10 protein-coding genes and 4 pseudogenes are annotated in these 13,456 nt (G+C 72.7%); 6 read left to right on the top strand and 8 right to left on the bottom strand.

Going from position 1 to position 13,456, the window contains the following annotated elements:
• Positions 1-7 precede the first annotated feature (7 nt).
• From ACQEV8_RS33535 to ACQEV8_RS33520, 4 genes and pseudogenes are all read left to right on the top strand, one after another.
• A pseudogene (locus ACQEV8_RS33535) lies at positions 8-1,326 on the top strand (pyridoxal-phosphate dependent enzyme).
• A gap of 5 nt (positions 1,327-1,331) precedes the next feature.
• Positions 1,332-2,528: an aminotransferase class V-fold PLP-dependent enzyme gene (locus ACQEV8_RS33530; RefSeq protein WP_432973175.1), complete on the top strand. Its 1,197-nt coding sequence runs from the start codon at positions 1,332-1,334 to the stop codon at positions 2,526-2,528.
• Between the two features lie 91 nt (positions 2,529-2,619).
• Positions 2,620-3,384: a class I SAM-dependent methyltransferase gene (locus tag ACQEV8_RS33525; RefSeq protein ID WP_432967766.1), complete on the top strand. Its 765-nt coding sequence runs from the start codon at positions 2,620-2,622 to the stop codon at positions 3,382-3,384.
• A 309-nt stretch (positions 3,385-3,693) separates the two neighbouring features.
• Positions 3,694-3,993: a hypothetical protein gene (locus tag ACQEV8_RS33520; protein WP_432967762.1), complete on the top strand. Its 300-nt coding sequence runs from the start codon at positions 3,694-3,696 to the stop codon at positions 3,991-3,993.
• A gap of 36 nt (positions 3,994-4,029) precedes the next feature.
• On the opposite strand, the gene ACQEV8_RS33515 is transcribed toward ACQEV8_RS33520, so the two are convergent.
• The 6 genes and pseudogenes from ACQEV8_RS33515 to ACQEV8_RS33490 form a co-directional block, all read right to left on the bottom strand.
• A complete protein-coding gene (locus ACQEV8_RS33515) occupies positions 4,030-4,683 on the bottom strand; it encodes an ABC transporter ATP-binding protein (protein WP_432967759.1) in 654 nt (217 codons plus the stop codon).
• Positions 4,676-5,601: pseudogene (locus tag ACQEV8_RS33510) on the bottom strand (ABC transporter ATP-binding protein). The gene ACQEV8_RS33515 and the pseudogene ACQEV8_RS33510 overlap by 8 nt, the downstream one beginning before the upstream one ends.
• Before the next feature lie 95 nt (positions 5,602-5,696).
• The gene (locus ACQEV8_RS33505; protein WP_432967755.1) at positions 5,697-6,596 is read right to left on the bottom strand and encodes an ABC transporter permease; all 900 of its coding nucleotides are present in this window, start codon (positions 6,594-6,596) and stop codon (positions 5,697-5,699) included.
• Positions 6,586-7,554 (bottom strand): ABC transporter permease, encoded by a 969-nt coding sequence (locus ACQEV8_RS33500; RefSeq protein ID WP_432967752.1) that lies wholly within the window; start codon positions 7,552-7,554, stop codon positions 6,586-6,588. The genes ACQEV8_RS33505 and ACQEV8_RS33500 overlap by 11 nt, the downstream gene beginning before the upstream one ends.
• Positions 7,555-7,574: 20 nt before the next feature.
• Positions 7,575-9,160: pseudogene (locus ACQEV8_RS33495) on the bottom strand (ABC transporter substrate-binding protein).
• 117 nt (positions 9,161-9,277) lie between these two features.
• Positions 9,278-9,718, bottom strand: a complete 441-nt coding sequence (locus ACQEV8_RS33490) for a DUF6299 family protein (RefSeq protein WP_432967749.1) — start codon at positions 9,716-9,718, stop codon at positions 9,278-9,280.
• Between the two features lie 243 nt (positions 9,719-9,961).
• Between ACQEV8_RS33490 and ACQEV8_RS33485 the strand changes: the two genes are divergently transcribed.
• Positions 9,962-10,153 carry a DUF5999 family protein gene (locus ACQEV8_RS33485; protein ID WP_432967746.1) on the top strand — a complete coding sequence of 64 codons (192 nt, stop codon included), beginning with the start codon at positions 9,962-9,964 and terminating at the stop codon, positions 10,151-10,153.
• Between the two features lie 7 nt (positions 10,154-10,160).
• Here ACQEV8_RS33485 and ACQEV8_RS33480 read toward each other — a convergent pair whose 3' ends face one another.
• On the bottom strand, positions 10,161-10,559 hold the full coding sequence (locus tag ACQEV8_RS33480) for a RidA family protein (RefSeq protein WP_432967743.1): 399 nt from the start codon (positions 10,557-10,559) through the stop codon (positions 10,161-10,163).
• Positions 10,556-11,694, bottom strand: a pseudogene (locus ACQEV8_RS33475) (acyl-CoA dehydrogenase family protein). Before ACQEV8_RS33475 ends, ACQEV8_RS33480 begins: the two are co-directional and overlap by 4 nt.
• Positions 11,695-11,821: 127 nt before the next feature.
• On the opposite strand from ACQEV8_RS33475, the gene ACQEV8_RS33470 reads away from it, so the two are divergent.
• Positions 11,822-13,444 (top strand): AMP-binding protein, encoded by a 1,623-nt coding sequence (locus tag ACQEV8_RS33470; protein WP_432967740.1) that lies wholly within the window; start codon positions 11,822-11,824, stop codon positions 13,442-13,444.
• Positions 13,445-13,456: the final 12 nt, after the last annotated feature.

Here is a 13,456-nt window from a genome sequence, read left to right as displayed (position 1 = left end):
GAGCCCAGTGAGGTACGACAGCATCACGGAGGCGATAGGCAACACCCCGCTGGTACGGCTGGACCCGGCCGTGCACGGACTGCGGAACATCGACCTGTTCGCCAAGCTGGAGATGCTCAACCCCTGGGGCTCGGTCAAGGACCGGGCGGCCTGGAGCATGGCCGGCCCGCTGCTCTCCGAGGCCGTCGAACACGGCAGCCAGGTCGTGGAGTTGTCCAGCGGCAACACGGCGAAGGCGCTGGCGGTCGTCGCGGGCATGCACGGGCTGGGCTTCAAGAGCGTCACCAACCGGATGCGGGTGCCGGAGATCAAGGACCTCCTGCTGCTGCTCGGCGCGGAGATCGAGGAGCTGCCGGGGCAGAGCGAGTGCCTGGACCCGACGGCGACGGACGATCCGCTGACCCTCTTCCACCGGACGCTGTCCGCCTCCGGCGGCGCCTATCTGCACACCGACCAGTACTTCAACCCGCGCAACACCGAGGCCCATCTGACCGGGACCGGGCCGGAGATCGTCAAGGACCTGGACGGCCGGGTGCCGGACTGGTTCGTCGCCTGTGTGGGCACGGCCGGTTCCTCCACGGGCGTGGCCCGCGCCCTGCGGGCGGAGGACCCTCGGTGCGGGTGGTCGGGCTGGTCGCGGCCAAGTCGGACTTCATCCCCGGGATCCGCACCATCGACGAGGTGCAGGAGGTCGGCCTGTTCGATCCGGAGACCTACGACACGATGGAGTCGGTGAGCGCCGAGGAGGCCATCGAGGGGATGCTGACCCTGAACCGCCGCTGCGGCATCCTGGGCGGCCCCACCGGAGGGGCGGCCTATTTCGGCGCCGTCCGCCATCTGCGCGCCTTCGACGAGGAGTCGAGCGAGCGCAGGACGGCCGTGTTCATCGTCTGCGACCGGGTCGAGAGCTATCTGAGCTACGTCCGTCAGCGACGGCCCGACCTGCTGGGCCGGCCCGCCCGGAAGAACTCCCCGGCCGACCTGACCGAGGCCGAGGTGCGCGGGGCTCCGTCGGTCGGCGTGGCGGACGCCCAGCGGTGGATCGACACCGACCGGCCGCTCGTGGTCGATCTGCGCAGTCCGTTCGCGTACGCGGCGCTGCACATCGACGGTTCGGTCAACATCGTCGACGAGCTGTTCGCCGAACTCCTGCGGGGCGGCCTGCCGTTCAGCCGGAGCAGGCCGGTGCTGCTGGCGTGTCCGGTGGGCGAGCAGTCCGCGCGGTACGCGGCGCTGCTGACCCGGATGGGACATGCCGACGTGCGCAGCCTGACCGGCGGCATCATCGCCTGGCGGGACGCGGGCGCGCCCCTGGTGCGGGACTGACGGCCATGACCGCACCGATCACCCGCGAGGACCTGTCGCAGTGGCAACGGGCGCTGCGCGCCCAGTTCCCGATCGTCACCGGGCACCCGGAGCTGGCGTACCTGGACAGCGCGGCCACGGCCCAGAAGCCACGGGCCGTCCTGGACGCCGTGCAGACGTACCTCACCACCAGCAACGCCAATTCCGCGCGTGGCACCTACACCTGGGCCAACCGGACCACGGAGCTGGTCGAGCGGACCCGTGAGCGCGTCGCCCGGTTCCTCGGGGACGCCGGGCCTGAGCGGTCGGCCGTTCATTTCACGAGCGGCACGACCGAGGGGCTGCGGACGATCGCCCGCGACTGGCTGCCGGGGTTCCTGCGCGACGGCGACGAGATCGTCGTACCCGACGCGGACCACCAGGCCAACATCGCGCCCTGGCTGGAGGCCCAGCGGCTGCTCGCCCGGGAGGGCGTGCACATCCGGGTGCTGCCGATGCCGTACCAGAGCGGTTCCGGGGACTACGACCACACCGCGCTGGCCGAGCGGGCCGGGCCGCGCACCCGGTTCGTCGCCACGACTCATGTGCACCACGTGTACGGCGGCGACATGAACGTGCACCGCATCCGCGAGGCGGTCGGACCGGACGCGGTCATCTGTCTGGACGCGGCCCAGAGTGTCGGGCATCTGCCGGTGTCCGTGGCCGAGTCGGACGTCGACTTCGTCGTCTTCTCCGGGCACAAGGCGCTGGCCCTGCCGGGATCGGGCGCGGTGTGGGCCCGGCAGGCTCGCGGTCCGGCGCTCGCGCCCGGCGGGTGGAGCGGCACGCCGAACACCGTGGGCATCGCCTCGCTGGAGGCCGCCCTGGACTGGCTGGACACCGCCGGTGTGGAGCGCATCGAGCGGTGGACGGTCGCCCTGGCGGCACGGCTCACCGACGGGCTGCGCCGACTGGACGCCTACGAGATCCTGGGCTGCCCGCTCAGTCTGGCGGCCGACTCGACCGTGCAGCGGCGCCAGAGCATCGTGACCCTGCGGCACCGGGCCATCGACTCGGGCGACCTGGGCTTCATCCTCTTCAGCCACGGTCTCATGGTCCGCTCCGACCACCACTGTCAGGGCGACGCGGGCGAGAAGACCGGTTCGGTGCGGGTGAGTCTGCATGTGTACAACACCGTCGAGGAGATCGACCGGCTGCTGACCGTCCTTGCTTCGCTCCAGTGACTCCGCCGACTATGCGTAATGGGAACCGTTTCCACCTGTAAGCTCGGGCCCGGCAGGAGTCAGGTGCGAGACGGCGAGGTGGCGCGACCGGATGGGGCTGAGTCTGGCGACGGCGGAGCGGTGGGTGGAGCGCTGGGAGCTCCAGCAGCAGCGGTACGCCGTCGACCGCGAGGAGCGGTTCACGGTGATCGCCGATGTCGTCGAACACGTCACGGCGGGGCGCGCGGGCCGGCCGCTCGTCGTCGACCTGGGCTGCGGGCCCGGCTCCCTGGCGGCCCGGCTGGTCCGGCGGCTGCCGGACGCGGAGATCGTGGCCGTGGACCGGGACCCCGTCCTGCTGGAGCTGGGCCGGACCCACCACCCGGACGCGGCCCGCTATGTCGACGCGGAGATCGGCGCACCCGGCTGGACCGACGAACTGGACCTGGACCGGCCCCTGGACGCGGCCGTCTCCACGACGGCCCTGCACTACCTCGACCGCGACACCCTGCTGCGCACCTACCGGCAGGTCGCCTCGCTGCTGCGGCCCGGGGGCGTCCTCGTCAACGGCGACCATCTCCCCCAGGACGCCGCGGGACCGGCCGGGTTCGCCGCCCATGTCGGCCGGTGCCGGGCCGCACGGCAGCGGGTGTTCGCCCATGAGGACTGGGGCTCCTGGTGGGCCGCCCTCTCCCGCGACCCCGAGCTGACCGACCTCCTCGCGGAGCGCCGCCGCCGGGAGGAGCCGCCGGCCGCCGGCCGCCCGGCCGAGCTTCCCCTCTCCACCCATCTGGAGCTGCTGAGGCAGGCGGGGTTCGGCACGGCGGGGCCGGTCTGGCAGTACGGCGACAGCTGCGTGGTCGTCGCGGTCCGCTAGGGCCTGTCGTTTGGATCAGGTCGCAGGAAACTGACGGTTCCTGGAAATCGCCGGTGAGCGGGGTCTGGTGCGTGCAGCTGCAAGGCGGAGGAGGGCGGCGATGCGGAGCATCGGCAACCGACGACAACGCGGCAGATGCGCGTGCCAAACCCCAGCCAGCCGCGTCACCAACCTCTCCGAACAGCACACCTAGAGCCCGCATCACCCCTTCACGCTCCCTCGGATGGCCGATGGCGGCGAGTGCTCGGACAATACACTCAGAAATCGCCATATGTTCCTGCCGTCGTCCCCTACTGAGGAGCCACTCCCATGACCACCGCCGAGCACATCACGCACGACGACCACCCCCACGCCCACGGCGAGGACTGCGGGCACGTCGCCTTCACCCACGGCGACCACACGGACTTCGCCCATGACGGCCACATCCACCGGATGCACGAGGGCCACGTCGACGAATGCGCGAACGGCGGCCACACGGTGCACCAGAACCACGACCACCAGCACGGCGACGACTGCGGCCATCTCGCCGTGCGGCACGGCGACCACACCGACTACGTGCACGACGGTCACCGGCACGCCGGCCACGAGGGTCACTGGGACGACCACTGAACCGCGACCGGACGCCTCAGCCGTGAGCAGGGCGTCTCAGGACAGGCTGTCCCAGTCGACCGTGCGGTCGCACCAGCGCCCGAGCAGGGTGCGGTCGTGGCCGACGGCCAGCAGGGCGGCGCCGTTCGCGGACCGGTAGTCCTCGACGGCCGCGACCAGCGCGGCCGCGGTGGAGGCGTCGAGCATGGCGGTCATCTCGTCGCACACCAGCAGGCGCGGGCGCAGCACGAGGGCGCGGGCGAGGCAGGCGCGTTGCAGCTGGCCGTCGCTGACCTCGTGCGGCCGTCGGGTCAGCAGGTCCGGGGTGAGACCGACGAGAGGGGTCAACTCGGCCACGCGGTCGGGGATTTCCTTGCTGCGGCCGGTGGCGCGCAGAGGTTCGGCGATCAGGTCGGTGAGCGGCAGCCGGGGGTCGGCGGAGAGTCTGGCCTGCTGGAAGACGACCCCGAAGGCGGTGCGCAGGTCGCGCGGGGCGCGGTGGCGCCAATGCCGTACGGGGTCGCCGTCGAGGACGACGCTTCCGGAGTCGGGACGGTGCAGCAGCGCCGCGACCCGCGCCAGAGTCGACTTGCCGCAGCCGCTCGGGCCGAGCAGGCCAACGGACTCGCCCGGTGCCACGGTCAGGGAGACGTCCCGGACCACCGGCGCGTTCCTGAGGTATCCGGCGGTGATGGAGCGCAGTTCAAGCACGGACGTCCTCCGGCGGATGCGGGTGGTGGCAGGCGACGGGGCCCGGGGCGGCGGGGCGGCACAGATGCCGGTGGCCCGGTCGCAGCGGGCGGCGAAAGCGCAGCCGTCGGGGAGGTCGCCGAGTTCGGGCGGCATGCCGGGGATGGGCGTGAAGGCCCGGTCGGGGAGGGCCTGGAGCAGACCGCGGCTGTAGGGGTGGCGTGGCCCTGGTGAGCCGAAGAAGTCCTCGGCGGACGCCAGTTCGACGATCCGGCCCGCGTACATCACGGCGACCCGGTCGGCGATGCGCTCGGCGGCTGTCAGGTCATGGGTGATCATCAGCAGGCCCCTCCCCCGGCCGCCGGTCTCCCCCGGCTCGTCGACGTGCCGCCGCAGCTCGTCGGCCGTACGGTCCACCAGGTCGCGGTCGAGCCCGGTGGTCGGTTCGTCGGCGAGCAGCAGGGGCGCGCCGCCGACGAGGGCGAGGGCGGTGGCGGCGCGCTGGGCCAGGCCTCCGGAGAGCTGGTGGGGGTGGCGGTCGAGGTGGTCCGCGGGGAACGCGGCCCGTTCGGCGGCGGCCTCGGCGGCGGCGCGCAGGGCGGCGCGTCCCCGGGTCGCGGTCAACGCGGCGACCGTCTCCTCCAGTTGGGAGCGGACGGTGCGCACGGGGGTGAGGTGGGCGGCCGGGCTCTGCGGTACGAGGCCGATGAGCCGGCCGCGTACGGTACGGGCGAGGGTCCGCTCGTCGGCCGCGAGCAGGTCCAGGTCGCCGAGGTGAGCCGACCCGGCCGTCCGGGCGTTGCCTGGGAGCAGTCCGAGCAGGGCGGAGGCCAGTACGGACTTGCCGCAGCCGCTCTCCCCGATCAGCGCCAGACACTCACCGGCCGCCACCTCGAACCGGGCGTCGGTGACGGCGGCGACACGACGTCCGCCGGGCATGAGGAACCGCACGGAGAGGCCGCGCACCGCCAGCACGGGTTCGTCTGCGGCGGGCACCGCGGCGACGTCGCCCGGCCCGGTCTCGACTCCGGTGCTCACAGCATCAGCTCCGATCGGTGGCGCGGGTTGATCCGCTCCCGCCAGGCTCCGGCGAGGCCGGCGATCGCGAGGGTGGGGACGATGAGGAACAGGCCCGGGAACAGGGTCGGCCACCACTGTCCGGCGAGCAGGGAGCCGCGGGCCGTCTGGATCAGGGTGCCGAGGCTCGCCGTGTGGGTGGGCAGCCCGAGTCCGAGGAAGGACAGCGCCGACTCGTGCCACATGGCGTGCGGCACCATCAGCACGGCGGCGAGCGCGGCTTGGGGCAGGACGGCGGGCAGCAGATGCCGTACCGTCACCCGCCACCGGGACGCCCCACCGGAGACGGCGGCGTCGATGTACGGCCTGGAGCGCAGGGACAGCACCTCGGCACGGACGATCCGGGCCGTGGACAGCCAGTGGGTGAGCGCGACCGAGATCACCACCGGCCAGACACCGGGGCGGAACATCGCGACGATGAAGATGCCGAGCAGCAGGTGCGGCACGGACGAGAACGCGTCGACCACCCGCATCAGGGCGCGGTCGGCCCAGCCGCCCAGGGCACCCGCCGTCGCGCCCACGGCGGTGCCGACCACCGTCGCCGTCAGCGCCGCCGCCACCCCGACGAGCAGCGAGACGCGCAGGCCGTAGACGCAGCGCAGCAGCAGGTCGCGGCCGACGTCGTCGGTGCCGAAGGGGTGAGACCAGGACGGCGGCCGGAGCTTGGCGGCCAGGTCGACGGCCTGCTGGTCGAGCTGGACCAGGGGCGGTACGAGCAGCACGGCGAGGACGGTCGCGCCCACCAGTACGGCGGAGGTGCGCACGCGCAGGGCGCGGGTGGAGCGGCGTTTGGGGCCGTGCGAGCGCCACTCGGACTCGGCCGGGGCGCCGGCGGGCGCCGGTGCGTCACATGTCACTGAGCTTCACCCTCGGGTCGAACAGTCCGTAGAGCAGGTCGGCGAGCAGGTTCCCGGCGAGGACGGCGGCCGTGGCCAGGGTCGTCAGGGCGGCGAGCAGCGGGAAGTCGACCGCGGTGGCCGCCTCGACGGTGGCGGCGGCGATGCCCGGCCAGCTGAAGACGCTCTCCACCAGGAGGGCCCCGGTGATGAGTTCGGGCACGCGGGATCCGATCAGGGTGAGCACCGGCAGCACTCCGGAGCGCAGGGCGTGGTCGAGCAGGACGGTGCGTTCGCTCAGGCCGCGTGCGCGGGCGCCGCGTACGGGGTCCTCCGCCAGGGCGTCGCCGACGCCCTGGCGGACGTAGAGCGTGAACCAGGGCAGCTGGGAAACCGCGAGGACACCGGCCGGCAGGACGAGGTGGCTCGCGACCTGTCCCGCCGTGACCTGTTCGCTGGCGGTGTCCGTCAGGCCGCCCGCCGGGAGGACGTCCCACTGGAGGGCGAACAGCCAGACGGCGAGCAGGGCGATCCAGAAGACCGGGGCCGCCTCCAGGGTGTAGGCGAGGGAGGTGACGGTCCGGTCGGTCAGCGACCCGGGCCGGCGGGCGGCGAGCACGCCGAGGACCGTGCCCACCAGCACGGCGGCGGCGAAGGCGACCGCGCACAGCAGCGAGGACCACACGAGCCGTTCGCCGATCACCTGGGCGACCGGCTGCCGCAGCACGCTGGAGTGACCGAGGTCGCCGGTGAGCGCGGAGGTCAGCCACTGCCACCAGCGTGCGGCGAAGGGCTGGTCCGCGCCGAGGTTCTCGCGCAGCCGGTCCAGGGTCTGCTGGTCGGCGCCGAGCGCGGCGGTGCCGGCGTACGCCTTGACGGGGTCGAACGGGGAGGCGGCGGCGATCGCGAACACGCCGAAGGTGACGACGAGCAGGACGGGGACGGCGAACAGCGCCCGCCGCCCCGCCAGCCGTGCCATCGCTCCCCAGGGGAGTCGGTTCACTTCTTCGGCTGCCAGTCCTCGATGTTCCACCAGGGGCCGCTGGCGAAGCCGTGCTCGTGCGGCTCCAGCTGGGTGCTGAGGCCGTCCCAGCGGTCGGCCAGGACGTAGAGGTGGTCGATGTGGGTGAGGAAGGTGTAGCCGGGGTCCTGGACCAGGGCGCGCTGGAGCTTGTCGTAGGCGGCCCTGCGCTGCGCCGGGTCCTGGCCGCGGCGGCCGTTGTCGAGGGCGCGGTCCACTGCCGGGTTGTCGTAGCGGGCCATGTTGTTGAAGCCGTCGCCGGCGAGGGAGGAGTGCAGCAGGGTGTACAGGCCGAAGTCGGGGTCGCCGGTGGATCCGAAGCCCGCGAGGACGGCGGTGTTCTTCATGCGCGGCTCGATGACCTCCCAGGTGGCGCTCTCCGCCTTCACCTCGATGCCGGCCTTCTTGGCGTCGGAGGCGTAGGCGAGGGCGTGGTCCTGGCGGACCTTGTCGCCGGAGGGGTAGAGGAGGGTGAAGGACGCCCGCTGTCCGTCCTTGGCGCGGATGCCGTCCCCGGCGGGCTTCCAGCCGGCCTCGTCCAGGATCTTCCTGGCCTTGCCGAGGTCCTGTTCGCGCTCGACGGCCTTGGCGAAGGCGGGGTCGTCGACGGGCAGCGGCCCGTAGGCCGGGCGCCCGGCTCCGTCGAGGATCTTGTCGACCATGGTCTCGCGGTCCACGGCGGCGTCGAGGGCCTGGCGGATCGCGCGGTCGCCGGTGACCTTGTTCGGGGTGGGGAGGGTGACGGCCCGGAAGTCGTAGGACCTGGCGTCGTACGTGCGCCTGCCGTCGTCGCCCTTGAACGTGGCGGCGAGGTTGGGCGGGAGGACCGCGCCGTCGAGGTCGCCGGAGCGCAGCCGGGTGGCGCGTACGTCGTCGTCGGCGATGACCGCCATGGTGAAGGTCTTCACCTTCGGCTTGCCGCCCCAGTAGCGGGGGTTGGCCTTGAAGGTGAGCTTCTCGCCCTTGCTCCACTTGGAGAGGACGTACGGGCCGGTGCCGACCGGCTCGGTGTTGAAGGCGCCGGTGTTGGGGTCCTGCTCGCCGGCGACGTGCTCGGGGACGATGGGCAGCACGGTGCGGGCGGCGAAGGCGGCGTAGGGGTACTTGAGCGTGAAGACGACCTTGTCGTCGCCGCTCGCCTCGACCTCCTTGACGGCGTCCAGCTCGCTCTTGAAGGTGTTGTTGGTCTTGGCGTCCAGGGCGGTCCGGTACGTGTAGACGACGTCGGCGGCCGTCAGCGGCTCGCCGTCGCTGAACTCCACCCCGTCGCGCAGCGTGTAGGTGTACGTGCGCCCGCCGTCGGCGATCTCGGGGAGCGCCGCCGCGAGGGCGGGTTTCAGTTTCAGGTCGGCGTCGCGGGCGAGCAGCCCGTCGAAGATCTTGGAATTGCCGTCCTTGCCGTAGCCGAGGAGCGGGCTGAGGGTGTCCGGCTCGGACGCCACCCCGATGACGACGGATCCGGACTTGGCGTCGCTCTGGCCGCCGCTGCTCGGGCCGAGCAGGCGGTGACCGCCGCGGCCAGCGCCGCCGTGGCGGCGGCTCCTCGTATCCGACGGGTCGACATATGACCTCACCCCGTTGTTGCTGTAGTCAAGTTCTTGCACAGACCTCGCAATTAAACAGTCAAGGGGGGCCTCCGCGCACCACCGCGGTGCGGGAGGCCCAGGTCACCGGCTCGTGCTCAGGGCCGGGTCAGGGTGATGTCCCGTCCGTGGACGGCGTGGAAGCTGGGCAGCGGCAGGCCGCTGAAGGTGCGCAGTTCCATCAGGGTGGCCTCGACGTGGGCCGCTCCGGGCGCGAGCGCGCCGGGCTTGGGGCGGCCCGTGTTCACCCAGCGGTGCTTCACGCCGTCGCACACGGCCCGGGTGCCGCCGATGCCGTAGCGGGTGGTGGAGGTGCCCTGGCTCACGGAGGAGCTGACGAAGACCGGGCCGACGGCGCTCCGGCAGCGGTACGTGCCGGAGAGGGTGACGGTGCCGTCGGCGGTGATCCGGCCCACCGCGTCGACGGTCACGGCCTCGTACGGGGCCGCGGCGGACGCGGTGGCGGGTGCCGCGGTGGCACCGGTGAGCAGGAGCAGCGCGGCACCGGCCGTCGCTCCGAGCAGGGGACGAACACGCATGGGGGGAACCTCCCGAAAGGAGTGGTTTTTTGTTCCACTCGTACCCGGCGCCCGGGCCGACGCCCGCACTCCTCACTCCTTCGGTGGCGCATCCGCGCCGGCCGTCGTGGAACGGTCCGGGGAATGTCCTGGGCGTGTCACGCTTCCTGACGGGCCGTTCCGATGAGTTCGAGTCAGGAGCATGGTCTGTACGTAAGAGTCATACGAATCCTCCGGATGGCCCTACCGACGTGGAGGTGCGCCATGTGTGCCCACCAGACCCAGTGCTCCGCGACCGACTCCTTTGCGGCGCATGTCGTCGCCGCCCACCCCGAGCAGGGCTGGAGCCTGCTGTGCGACGGGGTGATCGTCTTCGACGACACCGGTGAGCTGCTGCCGGACGGCCGCGTGGTGGAGCCGCACCGGGTGACGGCGGGCCTGACCGTCGCGGCCTGAGAGCGGCCTACGGCAGCACCGCGAAGCCGTCGAGCTCGACCAGCGCCTCCTCGTCCCACAGCCGGACGACCTGGACGACCGCCATGGCGGGGTAGTCGCGCCCGGCCGCCTCGCGCCACAGCCGCCCCAGCTCGGGGGCGTACGCGCGGTACGCGGCGACGTCCTTGGCGTACACGGTGACGCGGGCGAGGTCGGACGGGGTGCCGCCGGCCGCCGTGAGAGCGGCCAGCAGGTTCGTCAGCGCCTTCTCGAACTGCTCCGGCAGGGTCGCGCCCACCACCTTGCCGTCGGCGTCGAGGGCGGTCTGGCCCGCGAGGAACACCACCCTCGACCCGGAGGCCACGACAGCGTGGGAGAAGCCGGCCGGCGGGGACAGCTCGGGCGGGTTGACGCGCTCGGTGGTCACCGGGCCTCCTGGTGGGCGTACGACGTGCCGTACAACTCCTTGGCGATGATGCCGCGTTGCACCTCGCTGGCCCCCTCGTAGACGCGTGGGGCGCGCACCTCGCGGTAGAGGTGTTCGAGCAGGTGCCCGCGTTGCAGCGCCCGGGCGCCGTGCAGCTGGACGGCCGTGTCGACGACGTACTGCGCGGTCTCGGTGGCGAGCAGTTTCGCCATGGCGGAGCGCTGGGGCACGTCCGGGGCGTCCTCGTCGTAGGCGGTCGCCGCCGCGTAGACCATCAGCCGGGCCGCCTCCGTGCGCAGGGCCATCTCGGCGACCTGGTGGGAGACGGCCTGGAGGTCCCTCAGCTTGCCGCCGAAGGCGTCCCGACCTGCGGTGTGGGCCAGGGTCGCTTCGAGGGCGGCCCGGGCCATGCCGACCGCGAAGGCGCCGACGCTGGGGCGGAACAGATTGAGCGTGCCCATCGCGACCCGGAAGCCGCGGTCCACCTCTCCGAGCACGTCCTCGGCCGTCACCGGCACGGCGTCGAAGTCGAGCGCGCCGATGGGGTGCGGGGAGAGCATGTCGAGGCCCGTTCCGGTCAGGCCCGGGCGGTCGGCGGGCACCAGGAAGGCCGTGACGCCCCGGGCCCCGGCGTCGGGGGCGGTCCGGGCGAAGACGGTGTAGAAGTCGGCCTCGGGGGCGTTGGAGATCCAGCACTTCTCGCCGGTGAGGCGCCAGCGGGCCGGGCCGTCCCGGTCCGCCCGCAGGGTCAGAGCCGCCGCGTCCGAACCCGCTCCCGGCTCGCTCAGCGCGAACGCCGCGACGGCCGTGCCGTCGGCCACCCGGGGGAGCCAGCGGGCGCGCTGGGGTTCGGTGCCGTGGGCGTGGACCGGGTGGGCGCCGAGGCCCTGGAGGGCGAGGGCCGTCTCGGCCTCCGTGCAGCCGTGGGCCAGCGACTCGCGCATCAGGCACAGATCGAGGGCGCCGGACGTGAAGAGCCGCCCGAGCAGGCCCAGTCGGCCGAGTTCGGCGACCAGCGCGCGGTTCACATGCCCCGGTTCCCCTTCTCGGCCAGCGGGCGGAGCCGCTCGGCGGCCAGGGTGCGCAGCTCGGCACACCAGGCGAGTTGTGCCGGTTCGAGCGAGAATGCGGTCATTGCCGGTCCCTTCTCCGCCACCCTGCTTGCCGGCTGGGCCACTCCGAGGCTATCGCGGACCGTTGACTGTCGTCACCAACACGATACGCTCCAGGGGCGAGCCCACCACGCCAAGGGGGCGAACCGTATGAATCCACGGGACACGGCGCACGTCGACACCTTCACCCGCGACCATCTGCCGCCCCCGGACCACTGGCCCGAGCTCCGCTTCGACCTGCCGGAGCTGCGCTACCCCGAACGGCTCAACTGCGCCGCCGAACTGCTCCACGGCCCTGACGACGACCGGCCCGCGTTCCTCTCCCCCACCGGTGAGCCATGGACGTACGGCGAGCTGCGCGCCCGGGTCGACCGCATCGCGCATCTGCTCACCGGTGACCTCGGCGTCGTCCCAGGCAACCGGGTGCTGCTGCGCGGCCCCACCACACCGTGGCTCGCCGCCTGCTGGCTTGCCGTCCTGAAGGCGGGGGCCGTGGCGGTCACGGTGCTCGCCCAGCAGCGCCCGCACGAGCTGAGCACGATGTGCGAGATCGCCCGGGTCCGGCACGCGCTGTGCGACATCCGGGCCGTCGACGACCTCGCCAAGGCCGAGGTCCCGGACCTGCGGATCACCACGTACGGCGGTGACGCCCCGGACGACCTGCTCAACCGGCAGGCGCCCGGCACGCCGTACCAGGCCGTCGGGACGGCGGCCGACGACGTGGCGCTGATCGCCTTCACCTCCGGTACCACCGGCCGCCCCAAGGGCTGTATGCACTTCCACCGCGATGTGCTGGCGATCGCCGACACCTTCTCCCGGCACGTGCTGCGGCCCCGCGCCGACGACGTCTTCACCGGCAGTCCGCCGCTGGGCTTCACCTTCGGGCTGGGCGGACTGGTGGTCTTCCCGCTGCGGGCCGGGGCGAGCGCTCTGCTGCTGGAGCAGGCGGGCCCGAAACAGCTGCTGCCCGCCATCGCCCGGCACCGGGTCTCCGTGCTGTTCACCGCGCCCACGGCGTACCGCGCGATGCTCGACGAACTCGACGGCCACGACGTCTCGTCCCTGCGCCGCTGCGTCTCCGCCGGCGAGAACCTGCCCGCGGCCACCTGGCGGGCCTGGCACGAACGCACCGGCGTGCGCGTCATCAACGGCATCGGCGCGACCGAACTGCTGCACATCTTCATCTCCGCTGCCGACGAACGGATCCGGCCCGGGGCGACGGGTCTTCCCGTACCGGGCTGGCACGCGCGCGTGCAGGACACGGACGGCCGACCGGTGCCCGACGGGCAGCCGGGCCTGCTCGCCGTGCGCGGACCGGTCGGCTGCCGCTATCTCGCCGACCCGAGGCAGCGGGAGTACGTCCGCGGCGGCTGGAACATCACCGGCGACACCTACGTCCGCGAACCCGACGGCTACTTCCGGTACGTCGCCCGCGCCGACGACATGATCATCTCGGCCGGGTACAACATCGCCGGACCCGAGGTCGAGGACGCGCTGCTGAGGCACCCGGACGTGCTGGAGGCGGCGGTCGTGGGACGGCCCGACGAGGCGCGCGGGCAGGTCGTGGTGGCCTACGCCGTCCTCAAGGAGGGCGCGGAACGGGACGCCCGGGCGCTGCGCGACTTCGTGAAGAGCGAGCTGGCCCCGTACAAGTGCCCGCGCGAGATCGTCTTCCTGGACGCACTGCCGCGCACCGCCACCGGCAAGCTCCAGCGATTCCGCCTGCGCACCGCAGGGCCCCCGCTCGGCGGCACCGAAGACCACCGGGATTGAGCCGTACGACCT

It is taken from the genome of Streptomyces sp. CA-179760 (assembly GCF_050937045.1).
Lineage (GTDB): Bacteria > Actinomycetota > Actinomycetes > Streptomycetales > Streptomycetaceae > Streptomyces.
Note: the sequence above shows the minus strand (reverse complement) of the source record. Positions and strands in the feature narration are given on the sequence as shown.